This is a genomic window from Buttiauxella sp. BIGb0552, from assembly GCF_004366275.1.
Classification (GTDB): domain Bacteria; phylum Pseudomonadota; class Gammaproteobacteria; order Enterobacterales; family Enterobacteriaceae; genus Buttiauxella; species Buttiauxella gaviniae.
Window position 1 is genome coordinate 592,144 of sequence record NZ_SODY01000004.1, and the last position, 20,364, is coordinate 612,507.

At 54.1% G+C, this 20,364-nt stretch carries 26 protein-coding genes; 24 read left to right on the forward strand and 2 right to left on the reverse strand.

Annotated features, from left to right (window positions below; genetic code table 11):
- The 20 genes from EDF88_RS14820 to EDF88_RS14915 all read left to right on the forward strand — a co-directional run bounded on the left by EDF88_RS14820 (position 1) and on the right by EDF88_RS14915 (position 15,174).
- Positions 1–633 (forward strand): cobalt-precorrin-8 methylmutase, encoded by a 633-nt coding sequence (locus tag EDF88_RS14820; protein ID WP_064512122.1) that lies wholly within the window; start codon positions 1–3, stop codon positions 631–633.
- A complete protein-coding gene (gene cbiD, locus EDF88_RS14825) occupies positions 630–1,778 on the forward strand; it encodes a cobalt-precorrin-5B (C(1))-methyltransferase CbiD (protein WP_134185482.1) in 1,149 nt (382 codons plus the stop codon). Before EDF88_RS14820 ends, cbiD begins: the two co-directional genes overlap by 4 nt.
- Positions 1,772–2,374, forward strand: a complete 603-nt coding sequence (locus tag EDF88_RS14830; RefSeq protein WP_134185484.1) for a cobalt-precorrin-7 (C(5))-methyltransferase — start codon at positions 1,772–1,774, stop codon at positions 2,372–2,374. Before cbiD ends, EDF88_RS14830 begins: the two co-directional genes overlap by 7 nt.
- Positions 2,364–2,933 (forward strand): decarboxylating cobalt-precorrin-6B (C(15))-methyltransferase, encoded by a 570-nt coding sequence (locus tag EDF88_RS14835; RefSeq protein WP_134185487.1) that lies wholly within the window; start codon positions 2,364–2,366, stop codon positions 2,931–2,933. The genes EDF88_RS14830 and EDF88_RS14835 overlap by 11 nt, the downstream gene beginning before the upstream one ends.
- Positions 2,926–3,699, forward strand: a complete 774-nt coding sequence (locus tag EDF88_RS14840; RefSeq protein WP_064559396.1) for a cobalt-precorrin-4 methyltransferase — start codon at positions 2,926–2,928, stop codon at positions 3,697–3,699. Before EDF88_RS14835 ends, EDF88_RS14840 begins: the two co-directional genes overlap by 8 nt.
- The gene (cbiG, locus tag EDF88_RS14845) at positions 3,680–4,741 is read left to right on the forward strand and encodes a cobalt-precorrin 5A hydrolase (protein ID WP_134185489.1); all 1,062 of its coding nucleotides are present in this window, start codon (positions 3,680–3,682) and stop codon (positions 4,739–4,741) included. The genes EDF88_RS14840 and cbiG overlap by 20 nt, the downstream gene beginning before the upstream one ends.
- Positions 4,735–5,460 (forward strand): precorrin-3B C(17)-methyltransferase, encoded by a 726-nt coding sequence (locus EDF88_RS14850; protein WP_064512108.1) that lies wholly within the window; start codon positions 4,735–4,737, stop codon positions 5,458–5,460. Before cbiG ends, EDF88_RS14850 begins: the two co-directional genes overlap by 7 nt.
- Before the next feature lie 50 nt (positions 5,461–5,510).
- Positions 5,511–6,296 carry a cobalt-precorrin-6A reductase gene (locus EDF88_RS14855; protein ID WP_134185614.1) on the forward strand — a complete coding sequence of 262 codons (786 nt, stop codon included), beginning with the start codon at positions 5,511–5,513 and terminating at the stop codon, positions 6,294–6,296.
- Positions 6,293–7,087 carry a sirohydrochlorin cobaltochelatase gene (locus EDF88_RS14860; protein ID WP_064512106.1) on the forward strand — a complete coding sequence of 265 codons (795 nt, stop codon included), beginning with the start codon at positions 6,293–6,295 and terminating at the stop codon, positions 7,085–7,087. The genes EDF88_RS14855 and EDF88_RS14860 overlap by 4 nt, the downstream gene beginning before the upstream one ends.
- Entirely contained in the window at positions 7,084–7,797 is a 714-nt protein-coding gene (locus EDF88_RS14865; protein ID WP_064512105.1) for a cobalt-factor II C(20)-methyltransferase, read from the forward strand. The genes EDF88_RS14860 and EDF88_RS14865 overlap by 4 nt, the downstream gene beginning before the upstream one ends.
- Positions 7,798–7,800: 3 nt before the next feature.
- Positions 7,801–8,529 carry a cobalt ECF transporter S component CbiM gene (gene cbiM / locus EDF88_RS14870; RefSeq protein ID WP_134185491.1) on the forward strand — a complete coding sequence of 243 codons (729 nt, stop codon included), beginning with the start codon at positions 7,801–7,803 and terminating at the stop codon, positions 8,527–8,529.
- Between the two features lie 4 nt (positions 8,530–8,533).
- Positions 8,534–8,815, forward strand: coding sequence for an energy-coupling factor ABC transporter substrate-binding protein (locus tag EDF88_RS14875; RefSeq protein WP_134185493.1), 282 nt, complete (start codon positions 8,534–8,536; stop codon positions 8,813–8,815).
- Entirely contained in the window at positions 8,802–9,479 is a 678-nt protein-coding gene (locus EDF88_RS14880) for an energy-coupling factor ABC transporter transmembrane protein (RefSeq protein ID WP_134185495.1), read from the forward strand. Before EDF88_RS14875 ends, EDF88_RS14880 begins: the two co-directional genes overlap by 14 nt.
- 11 nt (positions 9,480–9,490) lie before the next feature.
- Positions 9,491–10,300, forward strand: a complete 810-nt coding sequence (locus tag EDF88_RS14885; protein WP_134185497.1) for an ATP-binding cassette domain-containing protein — start codon at positions 9,491–9,493, stop codon at positions 10,298–10,300.
- Complete coding sequence (locus EDF88_RS14890) at positions 10,297–11,832, forward strand: cobyric acid synthase (protein ID WP_134185499.1); 1,536 nt, start codon at positions 10,297–10,299, stop codon at positions 11,830–11,832. The genes EDF88_RS14885 and EDF88_RS14890 overlap by 4 nt, the downstream gene beginning before the upstream one ends.
- Entirely contained in the window at positions 11,829–12,371 is a 543-nt protein-coding gene (gene cobU, locus EDF88_RS14895; protein ID WP_134185502.1) for a bifunctional adenosylcobinamide kinase/adenosylcobinamide-phosphate guanylyltransferase, read from the forward strand. The genes EDF88_RS14890 and cobU overlap by 4 nt, the downstream gene beginning before the upstream one ends.
- A complete protein-coding gene (cobS, locus tag EDF88_RS14900) occupies positions 12,371–13,114 on the forward strand; it encodes an adenosylcobinamide-GDP ribazoletransferase (RefSeq protein ID WP_134185616.1) in 744 nt (247 codons plus the stop codon). The genes cobU and cobS overlap by 1 nt, the downstream gene beginning before the upstream one ends.
- 48 nt (positions 13,115–13,162) lie before the next feature.
- Entirely contained in the window at positions 13,163–14,215 is a 1,053-nt protein-coding gene (cobT, locus tag EDF88_RS14905; RefSeq protein ID WP_134185503.1) for a nicotinate-nucleotide--dimethylbenzimidazole phosphoribosyltransferase, read from the forward strand.
- 247 nt (positions 14,216–14,462) lie between these two features.
- The gene (locus tag EDF88_RS14910; RefSeq protein ID WP_134185505.1) at positions 14,463–14,726 is read left to right on the forward strand and encodes a type II toxin-antitoxin system RelE/ParE family toxin; all 264 of its coding nucleotides are present in this window, start codon (positions 14,463–14,465) and stop codon (positions 14,724–14,726) included.
- A 73-nt stretch (positions 14,727–14,799) separates the two neighbouring features.
- Positions 14,800–15,174 carry a helix-turn-helix transcriptional regulator gene (locus EDF88_RS14915; RefSeq protein WP_134185507.1) on the forward strand — a complete coding sequence of 125 codons (375 nt, stop codon included), beginning with the start codon at positions 14,800–14,802 and terminating at the stop codon, positions 15,172–15,174.
- Between the two features lie 113 nt (positions 15,175–15,287).
- On the opposite strand, the gene EDF88_RS14920 is transcribed toward EDF88_RS14915, so the two are convergent.
- On the reverse strand, positions 15,288–16,262 hold the full coding sequence (locus tag EDF88_RS14920; protein ID WP_064559374.1) for an MDR family oxidoreductase: 975 nt from the start codon (positions 16,260–16,262) through the stop codon (positions 15,288–15,290).
- Positions 16,263–16,521: 259 nt separating this feature from the next.
- On the opposite strand from EDF88_RS14920, the gene EDF88_RS14925 reads away from it, so the two are divergent.
- From EDF88_RS14925 to EDF88_RS14940, 4 genes are read left to right on the forward strand one after another with little or no spacing between them, the layout of a single operon-like run.
- Entirely contained in the window at positions 16,522–17,508 is a 987-nt protein-coding gene (locus EDF88_RS14925) for an ABC transporter substrate-binding protein (protein WP_064512093.1), read from the forward strand.
- A gap of 9 nt (positions 17,509–17,517) precedes the next feature.
- Positions 17,518–18,297, forward strand: a complete 780-nt coding sequence (locus EDF88_RS14930) for an ABC transporter ATP-binding protein (RefSeq protein ID WP_064512092.1) — start codon at positions 17,518–17,520, stop codon at positions 18,295–18,297.
- Complete coding sequence (locus EDF88_RS14935) at positions 18,294–19,052, forward strand: ABC transporter permease (protein ID WP_134185509.1); 759 nt, start codon at positions 18,294–18,296, stop codon at positions 19,050–19,052. Before EDF88_RS14930 ends, EDF88_RS14935 begins: the two co-directional genes overlap by 4 nt.
- A 12-nt stretch (positions 19,053–19,064) precedes the next feature.
- Positions 19,065–19,565, forward strand: a complete 501-nt coding sequence (locus tag EDF88_RS14940) for a nucleoside deaminase (protein WP_064512090.1) — start codon at positions 19,065–19,067, stop codon at positions 19,563–19,565.
- 61 nt (positions 19,566–19,626) lie between these two features.
- Here EDF88_RS14940 and cueP read toward each other — a convergent pair whose 3' ends face one another.
- The gene (gene cueP / locus EDF88_RS14945) at positions 19,627–20,169 is read right to left on the reverse strand and encodes a copper-binding periplasmic metallochaperone CueP (protein WP_134185511.1); all 543 of its coding nucleotides are present in this window, start codon (positions 20,167–20,169) and stop codon (positions 19,627–19,629) included.
- Positions 20,170–20,364: the final 195 nt, after the last annotated feature.

A 20,364-nucleotide genomic window follows, 5' to 3' on the forward strand; every position in this document is an offset into this window, starting at 1 on the left:
ATGAACTACTTGCAACAACCGCAGCTTATCGAGCAAAACAGCTTTGAAATTATCAGTGAGATTATTGCCGCTGAGCGCCCGGAATATCGTTTTAACGATGCCACTCAGGAAGCGATGATCAAGCGCGTTATACACACGACCGCCGATTTTGAGTGGCTGGATATTCTGTGGTTTTCACCCGATGTTATCGAAAAACTGACCGCCAGTTTGCAGCGTGGTTGCATTTTATATACCGATACCACGATGGTGCTTTCGGGCATCAACAAAAACCTGCTGGCGGAGTTTGGTTGCAGCTGCCGTTGTTTTATTAGCGACCCGCGCGTAGTGGCACATGCCAAAGAACAAGGCGTGACGCGCTCAATGGCGGCGGTGGATCTCGCCTTGCAGGAAGAAGGGGAGAAAGTCTTTGTCTTTGGTAACGCGCCAACCGCGCTGTTCCGCTTGTTAGAGTTAGGAGCCAAACCTTCAGCCGTTATCGGCGTGCCCGTCGGGTTTGTCGGGGCTGAAGAATCTAAAGAAGCGCTGGTTGAAAGCGGCTTACCCGCCATTGCCGCTCGTGGGCGCAAAGGCGGCAGTAACGTTGCCGCAGCCATTGTGAATGCGCTGCTTTACCGCTTGCGGGAGGCTCAGTGAGCGAGCAAACCGCCGATTGCGTCTGGCATAAAGGCAAGGCATACCGGAAAGGTTACACCACCGGTTCATGCGCCACTGCTGCGGCAAAAGTCGCGGCCCTGATGGTCTTGCGCCAGCACGTGATCGACCAGGTTTCTATCGTCACCCCTTCGGGCGTCACACTGCATCTCAACGTTGAAATGCCGATTATCGAAGGCCAGCAGGCGACGGCGGCAATCCGTAAAGACGGCGGCGATGATGTCGACGCCACGCACGGCATGCTGATTTTCGCCCGCGTGCAGCTTAATGACAGCGGTGTTATCACACTGCGTGGCGGCACCGGGGTCGGCAAAGTCACACGCAAAGGGATCGGCTTGCCGATTGGTGAATCAGCGATTAACCGCACGCCGCGCCAGACTATTGAAGCGGCGGTGCGTGAGGTGATCGGCACGGAACGTGGTGCCGAAATTGAAATCTTTGCGCCGGAAGGTGAAGAGCGGGCAAAGAAAACCTACAACCATCGCCTCGGGATTTTGGGCGGCATTTCGATAATCGGCACCACCGGTATTGTGATGCCGATGTCCGAAGAGAGCTGGAAGCGTTCGCTGGCACTCGAGCTGGAAATGAAGCGCGCCGCCGGACTGGACAAAGTCATTCTGGTGCCGGGGAACCACGGCGAGCGTTTTGTTCGCGAGCAACTGGGGCTGGACTGCGAATGCGTGGTGACGATGAGCAATTTCGTCGGCTACATGATTCAGGAAGCGGTGCGCCTTGAATATCGCCACATCGTCTTGATTGGCCATCCTGGCAAACTGGTGAAAGTTGCCGCAGGGATTTTCCACACCCACAGCCACATTGCCGACGGGCGCATGGAAACGCTGGTTGCGCACCTGGCATTAATGGGCGCGCCGTTTGTGTTGCTGGAAGCCGTAAGCCGTTGCGACACCACAGAAGCGGCACTCGAAATCATCAGCGAACAGGGCTGGCAAAGCGTGTTCGAACGGCTGGCGATTCGCATTTGTGAACGCGTGGAAGAGATGCTGCGTTTTACCCAATCCCCGCCAAAGTGCGATGCCATTTTGTTCTCGTTCGATAACCAGGTTTTAGGCAGTAGCCGCCCGGTGGCTGAGATTGCGCAGGATCTTGCTGGAGAAATGCGATGCTGACCGTCGCAGGCATTGGCCCCGGCGCCCGTGAATATTTGACCTTCCAGGCACACAACGCCATCAGTGAGGCGCAAATACTGGTCGGCGGCGCACGCCAGCTGGCACTTTTCCCTGAGTTCAGCGGTGAAACGCACCTGCTGGATAGCGACCTCGACGCCTTAATCGACTGGCTTCGTGCACGAATCGATCTTCGAGTCGTGGTGCTGGCCTCCGGCGACCCGCTGGTTTATGGCATTGGCAAACGCCTGTCAGCAAGTTTCCCGCCAGAACAGCTGCGTATCATTCCCGGTATTAGCTCGGTTCAATATCTGTGCGCCAAAGCCGCCGTCGATATGAACGACTTATGGATCACCAGCAGCCATGGGCGTGAACCCGATTTCAAAGCGATTGTGGCGCACCAAAAAGTGGCAATGGTGACCGACACCATTATCGGGCCGTATGCCATCGCCCAGGCATTTCTGATGCGTGGCCTTAATCCCATTATCATTATTGGCGAGAAACTTTCGTCAGCAGATGAACGAATCCATCGCCTGCGAGCCGCTGATGTGGCGCAAAGCTACGCGATGAATGTGGTGATAATTCTCAATGAAAGATGATCTGTTTTTACGTGGCGCACGCGTGCCGATGACCAAAGAAGTGGTGCGCACTCAGGCGCTCGACCGCTTGCAACTTCACAACGCTAAACGGTTTATCGACATTGGCGCAGGCACCGGCAGCGTGTCGCTTGAAGCGGCGATGCGTTACCCGCAATTGCAGGTGAGTGCGATTGAACGTAACCCCGACGCGCTGGCGCTGATGGCGGAAAACCGCGAGCTTTTCGCCTGCCCGAACGTTGAGATTATCAGTGGCTACGCGCCGATTGCGCTCAACGTGATGGCCGATGCGGTGTTTATCGGCGGAAGCGGCGGGCAGCTAACCGAACTTATCGACTGGTCGCTGGCGCATTTACAGCCCGGCGGACGGCTGGTGATGACCTTCATCCTGCTCGAAAACTTAACCTGCGCGCTCACTCACCTTGAACAGTGCGCGGTGAGGGATTTCGACTGCCTGCAATTGCAGGTGGCAAACCTCACAACGCTTGGCAGCGGGCACTACTTCAAACCGAACAATCCCACTTATTTGATCTCTTGTCGCAAGGAAGGAAGCAATGACTGAGTTATTTGATACCCGCAAAGTCTGGTTCGTTGGTGCAGGTCCGGGCGACAAAGAGCTGATCACGCTGAAAGGCTACCGCATCTTGCAACAGGCCGAAGTGGTGATTTATGCCGGTTCTCTGATCAACCCGGAACTGCTGGATTACTGCCAGCCTGGCGCCGAATGCCACGACAGCGCCGCGCTCAATCTCGAAGAAATTATCGAGCTGATGGAAAACGGTGTCAAAGCGGGCAAGCTGGTGGTGCGCCTGCAAACGGGCGATCTCTCACTGTATGGCTCAATTCGTGAACAGGGTGAAACCCTCACCAAACTTGGCATCGGCTACGTTTCAGTACCAGGGGTGAGCGCATTTCTGGGAGCCGCCGCGCAGCTTGGCGTGGAATACACCGTGCCGGAAGTCTCCCAGAGTCTGATCATCACGCGTATCGAAGGCCGCACGCCGATGCCGCCGCTCGAACAACTTGAATCCTTCGCCAGACACCAGACCTCGATGGCGATTTTCCTCTCGGTACAGCGCATCAACCGCGTGGCAGAGCGCCTTATTGAAGGCGGTTACCCGTCTGATACACCCGTTGCTGTGGTGTATAAAGCCACCTGGCCGGACTGCCAGGAATTGCGCGGCACCCTGAGCGATATTGCAGAAAAAGTGCGTGAGGCTGGGATCCGTAAAACCGCGCTGATTATGGTTGGGGCGTTTTTGGGTGAGGAGTATCACTACTCGAAACTTTACGACGCAGGGTTCAGCCATGAATACCGCAAAGCCTGAGTCGATTGCGCTGTTTTGCCTGACGCCCGGTGGCGTGGCTTTAGCGCAACGTCTGCGTGATGCGTTACCCGTGACCTGCTTTACCAGTGAAAAGCTGCTGCAACCGGGTTTTATCCCGTTCGGCGGCAGCTTTGCCCAAACAGTACAGCAGGCGTTTAGCCAGTATTCCGCACTGGTGTTTATCGCCGCGACTGGAATTGTGGTGCGGGTGATTGCGCCAATGCTGAGCGACAAACTGCAAGACCCGGCGGTGGTGGTGATGGACGAACGTGCAGAACACGTGATCAGCCTGCTTTCCGGCCACATGGGTGGGGCCAATGAACTCACCCGTGAACTGGCTGAAATTTTAGGTGCCGATCCGGTCATCACCACCGCCACAGACGTTAACCAACTGGCGGCACTCGATACGCTGGCCGCAAAACTTGACGCCACCATGCAGGGTTTTCGCCTGGCGGTGAAAACGGTCAACCAAATGCTGGTCAGCCAGCAGCGCGTTGGCCTGTGGTGGGACAGCGAATTTGCGCCAGATGCTGAGCGTTACGACACGCGTGGCTTTATCCCGGTCGAAAGCCTGGATGCATTGCCAGAGCTTGATGCGCTGGTGTGCGTCACGCTGCGTGATTCGCAGCCTGCGTTAACTATTCCCGTTTATAAACTGGTGCCAAAGCGCGTCGTCGCAGGCATCGGCTGCCGCCGTGACACGCCGCCACAAACCGTGGCCGCGCTGCTCCGTCAGCAACTGGCGGAAAACCATTTTGACCCGCTGGCGTTGCGCGCCATCGGCAGTGTGATGCTCAAGCAAGATGAGCCTGCACTGCTGGAGCTGGCACAGCAGCATCAAATCCCATTTGAACTATTTAGCGTTGACCAACTTTCCCAACATGAGCACCGCTTTCCGGCATCGGAATTTGTGCGCCAGACCCTGGGTGTTGGCAGCGTGTCACAGCCAACAGCATGGCTGATGAGCAACGGAAACCTGGTCGGCCGCACTGTGCGAGAGCAGGGCGTCACCATAACTTTAGGAGTTTCAGACAGATGTTAACGGTAATCGGCATTGGCCCTGGCAGTGAAGCCATGATGACTCAGGAAGCCATTGCTGCCCTGCAAGAAGCGGAAATTGTCGTCGGCTATAAAACGTATACCCACCTTGTGAAGCCCTTAACCGGCGACAAACAGGTGATCAAAACCGGCATGTGCAAAGAAATCGAACGCTGCCAGACCGCCATCGAACTGGCGCAAGCCGGGCATAAAGTGGCGTTAATCAGCAGCGGTGATGCCGGAATTTACGGTATGGCGGGGCTGGTGCTGGAACTGGTGACTTCACAACAGTTGGATATTGAAGTGCGCCTCGTGGCAGGGATTACCGCCAGTATCGCTGCCGCATCGTTGTTGGGTGCGCCACTGATGCACGATTTCTGCCATATCAGCCTGAGCGATTTACTCACGCCGTGGCCGGTTATCGAAAAGCGCATTATCGCCGCCGCTTCCGCTGATTTTGTTATCTGCTTCTATAACCCACGCAGCCGTGGCCGCGAAGCACATCTGGCACGGGCATTTGAATTAATGCGCGAATTTACCCGCCCGCAAACCCCGGTGGGTGTCGTGAAAGCCGCTGGGCGCAAGAAAGAACAAAAATGGCTGACCACCTTTGGCGAGATGGACTTTGAACCGGTTGATATGACGAGTCTGGTGATCGTCGGCAACAAAACGACCTTTGTTCGCAACGGCTTAATGATTACCCCCCGAGGTTACGAGCTGTGAGTGAAACTCTGTCTCTCGTAGGTCGCAATAGCGAAGCGACTTCCGACGTTATGAAGCAGGTACTGGTGTTTGGCGGCACCAGCGATGCCCGGTTTATTTGCCAGATCCTCGATGAACACCGTATTTCGTACACGCTTTCGGTGGCGACGGCGGTCGGGGAATCGCTGGCAGGCAATATTGGCGGGCAGATTCGCGTCGGGCGTATTGATAGCGATGAAATTGCTGACTGGCTGGTGAACCATGCGGTGCAATGGGTGATTGATGCCTCGCACCCGTATGCCGAACTGCTTAGCCACAACATTACCCGCGCCTGCGAAACGGCAGGGGTCACCCTTAGCCGTTACCAACGCCGTAGTGAACTCAATGATCTGGAACACTCGTTGCTGCACAAAGTGGCCAGCCTGCAAGCCGCCTGTGCCGTGGCGCAAGCATTCGGCCCACGCGTCCTGTTGACCACTGGCAGCAAAGAGCTGGCGGCGTATCAGCAAGGTTTACCGGGCAAAACGTTGCTGGTGAGGGTGTTACCAACCAGCGAAGTGATTGCCGAGTGCGAAGCGCTGGGGTTAGGCGTCGACAATATTATTGCGCTGCGCGGCCCGTTCAGCGCTGAGTTTAACGCCGCAACCTATGACTTCTGTGCGCCCGATGTGGTGATAACCAAAGAGTCCGGTGCCGAAGGCGGGTATCTCAACAAAGTGAACCCGGCGCTGGCGCGAAACATTCCCTGTGTTGTGGTCACTCGCCCGCAACCGTTGGTTTGTGGCCCTGAATTACTGGAAAGCCGTGAAGATGTGAGCCGCCGTGTCACACGCTGGCTGCAAGAGAGAAAATCATGAAGAAAGCCCTGTTAGTTATCAGTTTTGGTACCAGTTACCACGACACCTGCACCAAAAATATTGTTGCCTGTGAAGAACAACTTGGCCGCACCTTTGCCGACCGCGATCGGTTCCGCGCCTTTACCTCCGGCATGATTATTCGCAAATTAAAAAACCGCGATAACCTGGACATCGATACACCTGCGCAGGCACTGCTGCGCCTTGCTGAACTGGGTTATCAGGATGTGGCTGTGCAGTCGTTGCATGTGATTAATGGTGACGAGTACGAAAAAATCTCCCGTGAAGTTAAGGCGTACAGCCATTTGTTCCAGCGCCTGGCATTGGGCACAGCATTGCTCAGCGATTTCAATGATTACGAGCTGCTGCTTAGTGCTTTGCAAAGCCAGATGCCAGCACTTGAAGCCGATGAGCGCGTAGTGTTTATGGGCCACGGTGCCAGCCACCATGCGTTTTCTGCTTATGCCTGTCTCGACCACTTAATGGCGGCGCGCCAGATACCTGCGCGTGTTGGCGCGGTAGAAAGCTACCCGGAAATCGACCTTATCGTGCGCGGTTTACTGCAAGAAAAGGTGCGCAAAGTACACCTGATGCCATTAATGCTGGTGGCGGGCGACCATGCCATTAACGACATGGCATCTGATGAAGAAGACTCATGGAAAACTCAGTTACAGGAAGCGGGTATTGAGGCGCAACCCTGGTTGCAGGGGCTGGGTGAAAACCCACAAATTCGCGCCATGTTCGTGAACCATTTGCAGCGTGCGCTGGAAAAATCGGCGGAGGTGGCAGCATGACCGGTCGTTTATATGCTCTCGGCACCGGCCCTGGCGCCAGTGACCTGATAACCGTTCGCGCGGCGCGCATCATTGGCAAGCTTGATGTGCTGTACGCGCCAGCAGGGCGCAAAGGCGGCGACAGCCTGGCGCTTTCCATTGTGCGCGAATACCTCAGTGAAACTACCGAAATACGCACCTGCCACTTCCCAATGAGTGCCGATAACGACGAAAAAGCGGTGGTGTGGGATGAAACCGCGGCGGCGCTGCAACACGAAGTGGAGCAGGGGAAACAGGTCGGGTTTATCACGCTCGGTGATTCAATGCTGTTCAGCACCTGGGTGTTTTTGCTGGCACGTATCGGCAACCCGGAGTGGCTGGAAATCGTCCCTGGCGTCACCTCTTTTGCCGCTATCGCTTCGCGAGCGCAGTTGCCATTAGCGATGGAACAACAGTCGTTGGCGGTGATGTCCTGCACCGCATCACATCAGGCATTGTCAGAAGCATTGCGCGCGCATGACAGCGTGGTGTTGATGAAAGTCTACGGGCGTTTCGCGCAAATCAAAGCGCTGCTGCAACACCTCGGGCTTATCGACCATGCGGTGTTAATGGCCGAAGCGACATTACCGGGCGAGCAATGTTGGCGAAACCTTAACGAAGTGCCTGATGACCAGAAACTGCCGTATTTCTCGACCATTTTAGTTAACAAGCAATGGCGTAATCGGGGCTAATTCATGGAATCACTACTTAAAAAACTCTCGCTAAGCGGGCTGGGCATGGGGATGTTGTTGCTCATCGTGCCGCAAGAAGCCTTCGCGATGCACATTATGGAAGGTTTCCTGCCGCCAATGTGGGCACTGGCATGGTGGATTTTATTCCTTCCGTGCTTGTACGTCGGGCTGGTACGTTTGCGCCAAATCGTAGCACATGACAGCAACCAGAAAGTGCTGCTGGCACTTTGCGGTGCGTTCATCTTTGTGCTTTCGGCGCTAAAAATCCCCTCGGTTACCGGAAGCTGTTCACACCCAACTGGCGTTGGCCTTGCGGTCATTCTGTTCGGCCCGGGCGTTGTGGCGGTATTGGGCGCCATTGTGCTGCTGTTCCAGGCACTGTTACTGGCACACGGCGGCCTGACCACGCTTGGCGCCAACGGCATGTCGATGGCGGTTATTGGGCCGGTTGTCGGTTATCTGGTGTGGAAACTGGCATGTAAAGCGGGCTTTCGCCGCGATGTGGCGGTGTTCCTGTGTGCGATGATTGCTGACTTAACTACTTACTTTGTCACTTCGATTCAACTCGGTGTAGCGTTCCCCGATCCGCACTTTGGCGTTACCGGTTCCTCGATGAAATTCATGGGTATCTTCTGCCTGACGCAGATCCCAATTGCCATCGCCGAAGGCTTGCTCACCGTGATGATTTACGACCAGCTAACCAAACGACAACTGCTTCCTGCCAGGAGCTAATAAGATGAAAAAGACCCTGATATTGCTCGCCCTGGTAATAGGGCTGATGATTGTGCCGTTCTTTGTACCTCACGGTGGTGAATACGGCGGTTCCGACGACCAGGCGGAAGGCCAGATACTGGTCGTCGCCCCGCATTACAAACCGTGGTTCCAGCCACTTTATGAACCTGCGAGCGGTGAAATCGAGAGCCTGCTGTTTACCCTGCAAGGTTCAATCGGTACGGCGGTCATTTTCTACATTCTGGGCTATTACCGGGGCCGCCGCGAAGACCATGCTGGGGATTGATAAACTCAGTTACCAAAGCCGCTGGTGCCGTGTTTCGCCGCTGCGCAAATTTGCGCTGTATATGGTGATGATGGTGCTGGCGTTTGTACTGCCGCCCGTCGGGCAGGCGGCTTTGCTGCTGGTGATTGCCGCTTTTACCTGTTGGCTGTTGCGCGTCGGGCCAGTGCGTTATTTGCGCTGGCTGGCGGTGCCGCTGGGCTTTTTGCTGGTCGGCGTGGTGACGATTATCTTCAGTGCCGCGCATCACGCGCAGGCTTTGTTGTGGAGTGTGCCGCTCGGCTCGTTTTATATCGGCATTGATGCGCAGGGCCTCGTGATGGCAAACCAGACCTTCTGGCGCAGCCTTGCAGCTCTGGCCGCGACTTACTGGCTGGTGCTGAACCTGCCGTTTCCGCAATTGATTATCTTGCTACAACGCCTGCGTGTTCCGCGTTTGCTGACAGAGCAAATCCTGCTCACCTGGCGTTTTATTTTTATCCTGTTGGACGAGGCACAGGCCATTCACCGTGCTCAGACATTGCGTTTCGGTTATCGTACGCTGCCTGGTGGCTACCGTTCGCTTGCCATGTTAGTCAGCATGCTTTTTTCGCGCGTGCTGCTGCGATACCAACAAATGGTCACGACGCTGGATGTTAAACTTTACCAGGGTGATTTCCACCTGTGAGAACCGCACCGATGCTGACAACCCAAAATTTATCTTTTTGCTATCAGAACGATACCGTTCTGCACGATTTAACCTTTGATTTTGGGGCGCACCCGGTAACGGGAATCGTCGGCGCAAACGGCTGTGGAAAATCCACGCTGTTTATGAACCTCAACGGTGTTTTGCGCCCGAAGAACGGCGCAGTTTTGTGGCAGGGCAAAGCGATAAATTACAGCAAAGCAGGGTTGATTGAGCACCGCCAACGCGTCACCACCGTGTTTCAGGATCCGGAACAACAAATCTTCTATACCGATATCGACAGCGATATCGCGTTTAGCTTGCGCAACCTTGGCGTCAATGAAGCCGAAATCGCCCGCCGTGTCGAACACGCTATTCAGCTGGTGGATGCGCAATCTTTCCGCCACAAACCGATTCAGTATCTTAGCCACGGGCAAAAGAAACGCGTGGCGATTGCCGGGGCGCTGGTGATGGAAGCCGACTATTTATTGCTCGATGAACCGACCGCCGGGCTTGACCCTTCGGGCCGCCAGCAGATGATTGAAATCATTGCCCGTATTACTGCGCAGGGTAAACATGTGGTGATCTCAAGCCACGATATTGATTTGATTTATGAAGTTTGCGACAGCGTGTATGTGATGAACGGCGGCAAAATCGTGGCATCAGGCGAGCCAGGCTTTGTGTTTAGCCAGCCAGACATGCTGCGCGAAGCCGGGCTGGTGCAGCCGTGGCTGGTCAAATTACACAGCGAACTCGGCTTTCCGCTGTGCAAAACCGAAACTCAATTATTCGACGCCTTACGCGTTGCAAAGGAAGCAGTATGAGCCTTTCAATCATGGTTCAGGGCACCGCCTCTGATGTGGGCAAAAGCATGCTGGTGGCAGGGCTTTGCCGGATTTTCGCCCAGGATGGACACCGCACCGCACCGTTTAAATCGCAAAATATGGCGCTCAATTCCGGCATTACGCCGGACGGTAAAGAGATGGGGCGCGCGCAAATTTTCCAGGCCGAAGCGGCAGGGATTGCCCCCGATGTACGCATGAACCCGGTGCTGCTCAAGCCCACCAGCGACTGCAAAGCGCAGGTGGTGTTGATGGGCAAAGTTGCCACCAACATGGACGCGGTGACCTATCACAACTACAAACCGCAGCTGAAAACGCAAATCCGCGAAGTCTATCAAAGCCTGGCGGCAGAACATGACGTGATGGTGCTCGAAGGGGCGGGCAGTCCGGCGGAAATCAATTTACGCGACCGCGATATCGTCAACATGGGTATGGCTGAACTGGCGCAATGCCCGGTGATTCTGGTAGCCGATATCGACCGTGGCGGCGTGTTTGCGGCAATTTACGGCACCATTGCGCTGCTGCTGGAGCATGAAAAATGGCGCGTCAAAGGCGTCATCATCAACAAGTTTCGCGGTGATGTTGCGCTGCTTTATTCCGGAATCGAACAGATTGAAGCGTTAACTGGCGTGCCTGTTTTAGGCGTGATGCCGTGGCTGAATGTCGATCTCGAAGATGAAGACAGCGTTGTTCTGCAACGTGGGAAATACGACGAAGTCACCCCGAAAGAGCTGGATATTGCAGTTTTGAAACTGCCGTACATGTCGAACTTCACCGATTTCAACGCGCTGGCCGCACAGCCTGATGTGCGCCTGCGTTATGTAGCCAAGCCTGATGAACTGCAAAACAGTGACCTGGTGATTGTACCGGGCAGTAAAAATACCCTCGGCGACCTGCGCTGGCTGCGTGAAAACGGCCTGCAACAGGCGCTGCTGGCGCATCATCGTAATCACGGTGCGGTGCTGGGGATTTGCGGCGGTTACCAGATGCTCGGGCAGCATATTTACGACGAAGTAGAATCCGGGCTTGGCGAGATGCCGGGTATCGGCCTGTTGGATGTGGTGACCCGTTTTGCCAGTGAAAAAACTACGACGCGCGTCAAAGGGCTTGTTCAGGCGCAACTGCCGGGTATTTTCGCCGCCAGTTCAGGTACTCCTTTGCAGGGCTATGAAATCCATATGGGCGAAACGCAGCGCGGCGAAAATACCGCACCGTTTGCCACTTTCACCGAGTGTAATACTCAGCCTTATCACAATCTTGACGGTGCAATAAGTGAAGATGGCCGCGTGTTGGGTACTTACCTGCATGGCCTGTTTGATAGCGGCGAGTTTACCCGCAGCCTGCTCGACAGTTTGCGCCTGCGCAAAGGGTTGCAGGCCTGGGAAGGTGAGGTGTTCGACTATCAAGATCATAAAGATCAGCAGTTTAATATTCTGGCCGACGCTATGCGCGAACACATTAATATCGAAAAGATTTACCAGATTATGCGTGAGCACCAGGAGCAAGCGGTATGAAATTAGTCACAGGCGGCGCACGCAGCGGGAAAAGCCGCCACGCCGAACAACTGGCGGCAAACTTTGAGCGTGTGCTGTATATCGCCACGTCGAAAATTTTCGACGCTGAAATGGAACAGCGAATTGCGCATCACCGCGACAGCCGCCCGGCACACTGGCAAACCGTTGAACAGTATCGTGATTTAGACACGGTGATTCATCAGCAAAACCAGCGCCATGAGGCCGTACTGCTGGAGTGCATCACCACGCTTATCACCAACGTGATGTATGACGCGGCGGGTGATAAACCTGAAGACGACTGGGATTTTGAGTTGATGGAACAGGTGGTGAATCAGCAAATAGACATTTTGCTGGCGGCCTGTGAATCAAGCCCTGCGGAGGTGATTCTGGTCACCAACGAAGTAGGGATGGGCATTGTGCCGGAAAACCGCCTGGCGCGGCATTTCCGCGATATTGCCGGGCGAGTTAACCAGCGCCTGGCCCAGAGTGCCGACGAGGTCTGGCTGGTTGTTTCAGGGATTGGAGTAAAAATTAAATGATCTTCCGTTTGTTCTTCGCCACCTTGCAGTTTATGAGCCGCATTCCGGTGCGCGCACGCTGGGCGGATGGTATCGAAACGCACCAGTACGTGCGCGGTATCGTGACGTTTCCGTTTGTTGGCCTGCTGCTGGGCGCTTTGGCTGGAGGCGTGTTTACGCTGCTGCAACCCTGGGCGGGTTTATCTTTAGCCGCAATGGGTTATGTGCTGGCGCTCGCGCTTTTGACCGGTGGTTTTCATCTCGATGGCCTGGCCGATACATGCGATGGCATTTTCTCGGCGCGGACCCGTGACCGGATGCTGGAAATCATGCGCGATAGCCGCCTTGGCACGCATGGCGGACTGGCGCTGATCTTTGTGATTGTCACCAAAGTGCTGGTGGTCAGCGAACTTTCGCTGCGCGGCAACAATATGTTGATGGTGCTGGCGGCGGCTTCTGTGGCCGGGCGCAGTGCTTGTGTGTTGCTGATGTACAACCATAAATATGCGCGTGAGCAAGGGCTGGGCAATCTGTTTATCGGCAAAGTGACCGGTATGCAGGCACTGCTGACGCTGATCGGCGGCGCGGTGCTGTGCACGGTTCTGCTGCCAGCTTCCGGGCTGCTGGCGCTGGTCATCACCATACTGGCGATGTATGGCCTTGGCCTGATGTTGAAGCGCACGCTTGGCGGGCAGACTGGTGACACGCTCGGTGCGGCGATTGAACTGGGCGAAGTGGTGTTTTTACTGGCGCTGCTGCGTTGATTGTCTTCACCCAAATAATTATTACCCATGTGAATCTGAGAATAAAAAATGCAAACACTGAACTCCCTTTTGGCAACAATTTCCCCGCTTGATAGCGATGCAATGGCTCGCGCACAACAACATATTGACGGCCTGCTAAAACCGTTTGGCAGCCTTGGGCGCCTCGAAGCATTAGCGGTGCAACTGGCGGGAATGCCGGGCATGAAAAATGGCCTGAACACCGAACGCAAAGCCATTCTCGTGATGTGTGCTGACCACGGTGTGTACGCAGAAGGCGTGGCGATTTCCCCGCAAATCGTCACCGCAATTCAGGCGATGAATATGACGCGCCATAACACTGGCGTTTGCGTATTGGGCGCGACCGTGGGTGCCGAAATTCACGTGGTAGATGTCGGTATCGACAGCGATGCACTGCCTGGCGTGCTGGACATGAAAGTGGCGCGTGGCAGTAGCAACATTGCACAAGGCCCGGCGATGAGCCGTGAGCAGGCTGAAAACTTACTGCTGGCAAGCATGCAACTCACCATGCAGAAAGCCGCGGAAGGTGTCACGCTGTTTGGTGTGGGTGAACTGGGCATGGCAAATACCACCCCAGCAGCGGCGATGGTCAGCGTGTTAACCGACAGCTCACCCGATGATGTGGTGGGCATGGGGGCTAACTTCCCTGGTGACAAACTGCACCACAAGATTGCCGTGGTACGCAAAGCTATCGAAACCAATCAGCCAGATGCGGCGGACGGTATCGACGTACTGGCAAAAGTCGGTGGTTTTGACCTGGTCGGCATGACGGGCGTGATGCTCGGTGCGGCAGCAGCTGGCCTGCCGGTTGTGCTCGATGGTTTCCTGTCGTATGCCTCAGCACTAGCCGCCTGCCAGATTGCACCAGGCGTGCGTGATTACTTAATTCCTTCGCATTTATCGGCGGAAAAAGGTGCAGTGATCGCGATGAACAAGTTAGGTCTGGAGCCGTATTTGCAGATGGGGATGCGTTTAGGCGAGGGCAGTGGTGCTGCACTGGCGATGCATATTGTCGATGCGGCGTGTGCGATGCATAACAATATGGGATCGCTGGCAGACAGCAATATTGTGTTGCCTGGGTGATTTTCTCGGACCACTAATCTGAATTTGCCAGGCTCGTGATAGTTCCGCTCACTAACCTTTCAGTACAATTTATGCCGGAGCTAAGGTCAAAAGCTAAACCGGTTTTGACCTTGTTCCCGGTAAGAAGATGTTTTGTAGTTCGGGCGCTCAAGCTTAACTATTTTTAAGTGTGATTATCACTAAATTACTTTATTTATCACTAAATTTAGTTATGCTAATTATCACGGATCGACATAAGGAAGCCAAAGTGCCGAATGTTGAATGGAGTAAGACTGCAATGAAACAGCTTCTCCGCATAGATAGCCGCTACCGTGAAGCGATATATGCCCGGATAAGTGAGCTAGAAGAATTCCCTGATGTGCAGCTAGATTTAAAGAAGCTGCAAGGCAGTAAAGGGAAAGAATATCGGGTAAGGGTGGGTGTTTATCGGGTGCTGTTTACGGTAATAGATGGAAATCCAACCATAATCCAGATTGAAGAGGTAATGCGCAGACAATCAAATACATACTAAGTGGAGGCGAGGCAACCCGCTTCAACCAGTGAGAAAGCTCGACTTTTCTCCAATATTTGCGAGACCCGTAAGAATGAAAAACATACAATTTTTGACCGATGAAAATGGTGCACGTCAATCTGCTGTGATACCTATTGACCTGTTTAATAAACTGGTAGAAGCCGCAGACTTGGATGATTTTTACGAGTCGGCTCCCTATGCTCCTGGCCCTAACGACGATGAGACAATCCCACATGAAGTCGTAGGTTACCAAATGAGAAAGGGCGCGACTTTACATGCCGCCTGGCGCATGTATCGTGGTCTATCCCAAGAGGCTGTTGCGGAAGTGCTCGGCATCTCTCAAGCGGGTGTAGCAAACATGGAGAAACGCGCTAAACCTCAGCGTTCCACGTTAGAAAAACTCGCTCAATTGTATAGATGTCGCGTTACCCAGCTAATTGATGACTGATAAAAAATCCCGACCAATGGAGTGTCTCCAGGGTTGGTCGGGGCAAGGGATAACTACAACAAACTATCTCAATTTTTATCCTTATTGAGATAGTTTGTGAAAGAGGTGAGAGCTTACTTCACCTTCACCAGCGTCCGCCCCTGAACCGCATTATTCATAATGTCATCGGCGAATTTCGGTGCCTGCTCCAGACTAATCTCGGTCGTTGCCGTCTCATAGAAACTCTCTGGCAGCAATTTGGCCAGACGCTCCCACGCGGCAACTCGGCGTTCAATCGGCGCACTCACCGAATCCACACCTTGCAGGCGCACATTACGCAGAATAAATGGCATCACTGTCGTTGGCAGCGAGAAACCACCCGCCAGACCACAGGCCGCAACACAGCCGGAGTAGTTCATCTGTGCCAGCAGTTTGGCGAGCACGTTGCCGCCCACTGTATCTACCGCACCGGCCCACACTTGTTTCTCCAGCGGGCGAGTCTCAGCAAACTCACTGCGCGGCAGAATGCGGCTGGCACCCAACTGGCGCAGGTAGTCATGCGTTGATTCACGGCCAGAAACCGCGACAACCTGGTAGCCCAACGCATGCAGCAGGGCGATGGCGGTACTGCCCACACCGCCGCTGGCACCGGTCACCACGACTTCACCACTTTCTGGCGTCACACCGGCTTCTTCCAGCGCCATCACGCATAGCATCGCGGTAAAGCCTGCGGTGCCGACGATCATCGCTTTGCGTGCGGTTAAACCCGCAGGCAGCGCAACCAGCCACTCAGACTTAACACGCGCTTGCTCGGCAAGGCCGCCCCAATGGTTTTCGCCAACGCCCCAGCCGGTCAACACCACTTCCTGACCTGCGCTGAAAGCCGCATCATCGCTGCTCGCCACACGGCCTGCGAAATCAATGCCAGGCACCATCGGGAAGTTACGGATAATTTTGCCTTTGCCGGTAATCGCCAGCGCATCTTTATAGTTCAGGCTTGACCACTCAACATCGACCAGCACATTCCCCAACTCTGCCGCCGGAGCTGAAAATTGCTTCACTTCGGCTTGCGTCTGACCTTCAACTTGTTCAAGTACTACCGCTTTCATAATCAATCCTCATTCTTTGAACCGAGTGTTTCGGTTGAGATGTTTCTAATGCTCAACACGGTATACCCCTATGGCCTGAGAATAAAGAAGACAGCTCTATTTGGTGGCTAAATGCCTGCTTTTTAGCTGGTTATAAGATTTTCCTATTTTAACTTTTGACCATGCTACTCGTATGTTTGAAACAAAAGTTTCTAACCGTTGTGACAAATGTTTCACATCTGCCCGCCGGGCCAATTCGATCAATTTTGAGGATAAACGCATGCGTGTGATACGACTGACAACTGCTGTAGCTCTGGCACTGATAAGTGCGCATGCCGCCGCTGCGGATAAATTAAAACTGCAACTCGACTGGATGCCGAATGGCGGTGACAAAGCCTTTGTCTTTGTTGGCGTGCAGGAAGGGTTTTACGCAGCGGAAGGGCTGGATGTCACCATTTTACCAGGTCGTGGCAGCAGCGATACGCTGACCAAAATTGCCTCCGGAGCCGCCGATGTCGGCACTGGCGGGATTGCTTCTTTAATGATGGCGCAAGCTGAAGGTGGCATTCCAGTTAAAGCTATCATGAGCATCTACTCAAAACAGCCGGATGCCATTTACTCCTGGCAGGGCAGCGGCGTGACCGATATGAAAAGCCTGAAAGGCAAAACGTTGGGCATCCCGACGTTCTCTGCTTCTAATGCGTTGTTGCCCATCATGCTGGAAAATAATGGCGTTGATCCCGATAGCGTAAAACAGATCAAAGCAGATCCTGGCACGCTGGTGCCAATGCTGGCGCAGGGACGTGTTGATGGAGTGGTGGTGTGGTCAACTAATCGCCCGAGTATAGAAGCGACGCTGACTCAGGTCGGTAAAAAACCGCTCGAACTGGCGTGGACCGATTACGGTCTCGATGGCTACGGCCTGTCGTTCTTTGCCTCCGACAAACTCATCAAAGAAAAGCCGGATGTTGTCGCGCGCTTTGTGCGTGCTTCCAAAAAGTCTATCGAGTTTAGCCTTGCCCACCCGGACAAAGCGGCTGCTGATCAAAAAGCCATGGTGCCAGAAGCCGACGTCGCGATGCTGGAAGCTGACTTTAACGTAACAAAACCGCTGATTAACAACGAAATCAGCCAGCGCGATGGGCTGGGGCAATTCGACCCGACGCTTCTGCAACACACCTGGGAGTGGGTGGCGAAATCAATGAAATATCCACTCGATAAAGTGAACCCGGAAACGCTGGTCGACCGTAGTTATCTCGCCAAATAAGGGAATGCCATGCAGCCTGTAATAGAGTTGAGTCATGTTAATCAGACATTTATATCCGCAGATGGCACGCAGGTCACCGCGCTGGACGAGGTCAATCTGACGCTACGCCGCCATGAATTTGTCTCGTTTATTGGCCCGTCAGGCTGCGGGAAATCGACCATTTTGCGCCTGATTGCCGGGCTTTTGAAACCGAGCAGCGGCACCATTTCGGTGTATGGCAAACCGGTGACCGAACCACGCGATGAAATGGGGTTTGTGTTCCAGAAACCGACGCTGCTGCCGTGGCTCACCGTGCTCGATAACATCACGTTTCCGATGAAACACAAGTATGGCCGCGTGGATGCTAAAGATATGGCGCGCGGGCATGAACTGCTGGAAATGACCGGCCTGACACAGTTTGCCAATAAACGCCCGGCGGAGCTGTCGGGCGGCATGCAGCAGCGCGTCTCCATCGCCCGTTCGTTACTGCATGACCCGGATATTTTGCTGATGGACGAACCGTTTTCCGCCCTCGATTCGCTGACCCGCGATGAAATGAGTTTCGAGCTCATGCGTATCTGGAACGAACGCCCGAAAACGGTGCTGTTCGTCACCCACTCGATTCAGGAAGCGCTGCTGCTTTCTGACCGTATCGTGGTGATGAGCGCTCGCCCGGGCCGCGTGAGTGAAATTATAGATGTGCCGCTGGCACGCCCAAGAGATGAGGAAACACTCAACCATCCGCTATTCCATGAGTTAACGGCGGACATCCGCCACAAAGTCTTCAGCCGCCGCAAGGAGCCTGCATGAAAGCGTTTCTGGAAAGGTACATCGCGCTGGTGGCGCTGGTGGTGGCGGTTTTGCTGTGGGAAGGGGCGTGTAAATTATTCGCCATCCCGGTGTTTATTCTGCCTTCGCCATCGGCCATTTTTGCTTCAGTAAGCACGTTAGATGCCGGACGCTGGGCGACTCATATCCTTGCAACATTAAGCGTGGCGCTGAGCGGTTTCCTGCTGGCGATTGTGATTGCGCTGCCGCTGGCCATTGCGATTGTCAGCTCTAAATTGCTCGCCCGCCTGGTACTGCCGTGGCTGATTGTGATTCAGTCCACACCGGTGGTGGCGATTGCGCCAATTATTGTCGTGACCCTGGGTTCCGGCATGCTGCCACGAGTGGTGATCACCACACTTATCTCCTTCTTCCCACTGGTAATTTCTACGGCGACAGGGATGAACTCCGTGCCGTCCGAATTGCTTGAGCTGTCGAAGACATTACGTGCGCCACGCAACCGCGAATACTGGCAAATCCGCATGCCTTATGCGGTGCCGTATATTTTCAGCGCATTAAAAGTAGCGATTACGCTGTCGATTATCGGGGCAGTAGTCGCGGAGTTTGTTGCAGCCGACCAGGGCCTGGGTTACCTGATTTTATTCAGCACATCATCGTTCAAAATCCCCTTGGCTTTCGCCAGTTTGTTCTTGCTGGTGGTGTGTAGCCTGACGCTTTACGGGCTGGTGAGCTGGCTGCAAAAACGGCTGTTCCCGTGGAGCCTCGATACAAAATAAGGAAGGAAAAACATGTCATTAAAACGTGGGCCTGCACCAAGTAAAGAGCAAATTTTGCGCCACCTGCGCCGCTCCAATGCGGTGGCAGAACGGGCGATGGCGCTTGGGCACCATCCGTTTGGTGCGCTATTAGTCGCGCCAGATAACGAAACGGTGTTGCTTGAACAGTGCAATATCGACACGGTAAACCATGCGGAATCAACACTTGCGCGCATTGCGGCAACCAATTACACCGCCGAATATTTATGGCAATGCACGCTGTATACCGCCGTCGAACCTTGCTGCATGTGCGCGGGAACGGCGTACTGGGCGAATATCGGGCGAGTAGTTTTTGGCATGTATGAGAGCCAGTTACTGGAAGCGACCGGCAGCCATCAAGAAAACCCGACCATGAGCGTGTCGTCGAAATATGTCTTCGAGCATTGCCAGAAACCGGTGGAATTGATTGGCCCAGTAGAAGAGATTATCGAAGAGACAAGGGCGATGCAGCAGGCGTTTTGGGCGGGAAGATAACGGTGGATGTCGGATTAGCATAAGCGACATCCGACAACTCAATCCGACATTAACGTTCCTATTAGCCCAGAAGCGGCAGCGTGGTTAAACAGGTTTGGCTACTGGTATGTGTCGCAATCGGTGCGGTGGCCTTTTTCCCCTGATAACTCACTTCAATCGTGCCTTTGATATCACGAGGCAACCAGATACCCACAAAGCCATTCGCGTGGCTGGTCATCTTTTTCTGCATCAACACCTTGCCGCTTTTATCCGTTACTTTCACATCAAACGGCGTATTCGCAAGCTCGCCACGGCAGCCAGAAAGACTGTGGTTAAAGCACGGATGGGTTTGCGTCAGATAAGGTGCGAAAGACAAATAGAACTTATCACCCAGCGGATAGCTGAACTGCTGGGTTCCATCAGACAATTTCAATTCGGTGCTGGTGATACCGGCGTTATATGGCAACGGTCGCGCCTGAGTCGAACCGTCGATCGCCTCCACCATTTGCTCGGTAGTTTTGCCCGCTAAACCGTGTGCTGCGAGAAATTCTGCATCAGATTGAGCGGCGATTGCAGAGCCACTGATGCTCAGTGCCAGTAATGCAAACAGCATATTTCGTTTCATCTATGATTCCTTTCAAAAGAGAGTTGAGTTGTGCTCGACTCTAGACCTTCCCCTAAGGGGAGGGTCAAAAGGATATGCAAAACTTTACAGAGTGTATGGGTATTTTTGGCCGTGTTTAGCAAGATTATAAGTCGGCATTAAAGTCCATTCAGTTCTATTTGATAACGAACCGGAAGCTGGTACAGCTTAAGGTGA

What these genes read in the sequence shown, in the direction of transcription:
- EDF88_RS14855 (WP_134185614.1), top strand. Translation starts at nt 5,511, where the DNA reads ATGAAGCAGGTACTGGTGTTTGGCGGCACCAGCGATGCCCGGTTTATT.
- cbiM (WP_134185491.1), top strand. Translation starts at nt 7,801, where the DNA reads ATGGAATCACTACTTAAAAAACTCTCGCTAAGCGGGCTGGGCATGGGG.
- cobU (WP_134185502.1), top strand. Translation starts at nt 11,829, where the DNA reads ATGAAATTAGTCACAGGCGGCGCACGCAGCGGGAAAAGCCGCCACGCC.
- EDF88_RS14885 (WP_134185497.1), top strand. Translation starts at nt 9,491, where the DNA reads ATGCTGACAACCCAAAATTTATCTTTTTGCTATCAGAACGATACCGTT.
- EDF88_RS14925 (WP_064512093.1), top strand. Translation starts at nt 16,522, where the DNA reads ATGCGTGTGATACGACTGACAACTGCTGTAGCTCTGGCACTGATAAGT.
- EDF88_RS14875 (WP_134185493.1), top strand. Translation starts at nt 8,534, where the DNA reads ATGAAAAAGACCCTGATATTGCTCGCCCTGGTAATAGGGCTGATGATT.
- EDF88_RS14865 (WP_064512105.1), top strand. Translation starts at nt 7,084, where the DNA reads ATGACCGGTCGTTTATATGCTCTCGGCACCGGCCCTGGCGCCAGTGAC.
- EDF88_RS14930 (WP_064512092.1), top strand. Translation starts at nt 17,518, where the DNA reads ATGCAGCCTGTAATAGAGTTGAGTCATGTTAATCAGACATTTATATCC.
- EDF88_RS14880 (WP_134185495.1), top strand. Translation starts at nt 8,802, where the DNA reads ATGCTGGGGATTGATAAACTCAGTTACCAAAGCCGCTGGTGCCGTGTT.
- EDF88_RS14820 (WP_064512122.1), top strand. Translation starts at nt 1, where the DNA reads ATGAACTACTTGCAACAACCGCAGCTTATCGAGCAAAACAGCTTTGAA.
- cobT (WP_134185503.1), top strand. Translation starts at nt 13,163, where the DNA reads ATGCAAACACTGAACTCCCTTTTGGCAACAATTTCCCCGCTTGATAGC.
- EDF88_RS14840 (WP_064559396.1), top strand. Translation starts at nt 2,926, where the DNA reads ATGACTGAGTTATTTGATACCCGCAAAGTCTGGTTCGTTGGTGCAGGT.
- EDF88_RS14920 (WP_064559374.1), bottom strand. Translation starts at nt 16,262, where the DNA reads ATGAAAGCGGTAGTACTTGAACAAGTTGAAGGTCAGACGCAAGCCGAA.
- EDF88_RS14940 (WP_064512090.1), top strand. Translation starts at nt 19,065, where the DNA reads ATGTCATTAAAACGTGGGCCTGCACCAAGTAAAGAGCAAATTTTGCGC.
- EDF88_RS14890 (WP_134185499.1), top strand. Translation starts at nt 10,297, where the DNA reads ATGAGCCTTTCAATCATGGTTCAGGGCACCGCCTCTGATGTGGGCAAA.
- EDF88_RS14850 (WP_064512108.1), top strand. Translation starts at nt 4,735, where the DNA reads ATGTTAACGGTAATCGGCATTGGCCCTGGCAGTGAAGCCATGATGACT.
- EDF88_RS14860 (WP_064512106.1), top strand. Translation starts at nt 6,293, where the DNA reads ATGAAGAAAGCCCTGTTAGTTATCAGTTTTGGTACCAGTTACCACGAC.
- cbiG (WP_134185489.1), top strand. Translation starts at nt 3,680, where the DNA reads ATGAATACCGCAAAGCCTGAGTCGATTGCGCTGTTTTGCCTGACGCCC.
- EDF88_RS14935 (WP_134185509.1), top strand. Translation starts at nt 18,294, where the DNA reads ATGAAAGCGTTTCTGGAAAGGTACATCGCGCTGGTGGCGCTGGTGGTG.
- EDF88_RS14835 (WP_134185487.1), top strand. Translation starts at nt 2,364, where the DNA reads ATGAAAGATGATCTGTTTTTACGTGGCGCACGCGTGCCGATGACCAAA.
- cueP (WP_134185511.1), bottom strand. Translation starts at nt 20,169, where the DNA reads ATGAAACGAAATATGCTGTTTGCATTACTGGCACTGAGCATCAGTGGC.
- EDF88_RS14915 (WP_134185507.1), top strand. Translation starts at nt 14,800, where the DNA reads ATGAAAAACATACAATTTTTGACCGATGAAAATGGTGCACGTCAATCT.
- EDF88_RS14830 (WP_134185484.1), top strand. Translation starts at nt 1,772, where the DNA reads ATGCTGACCGTCGCAGGCATTGGCCCCGGCGCCCGTGAATATTTGACC.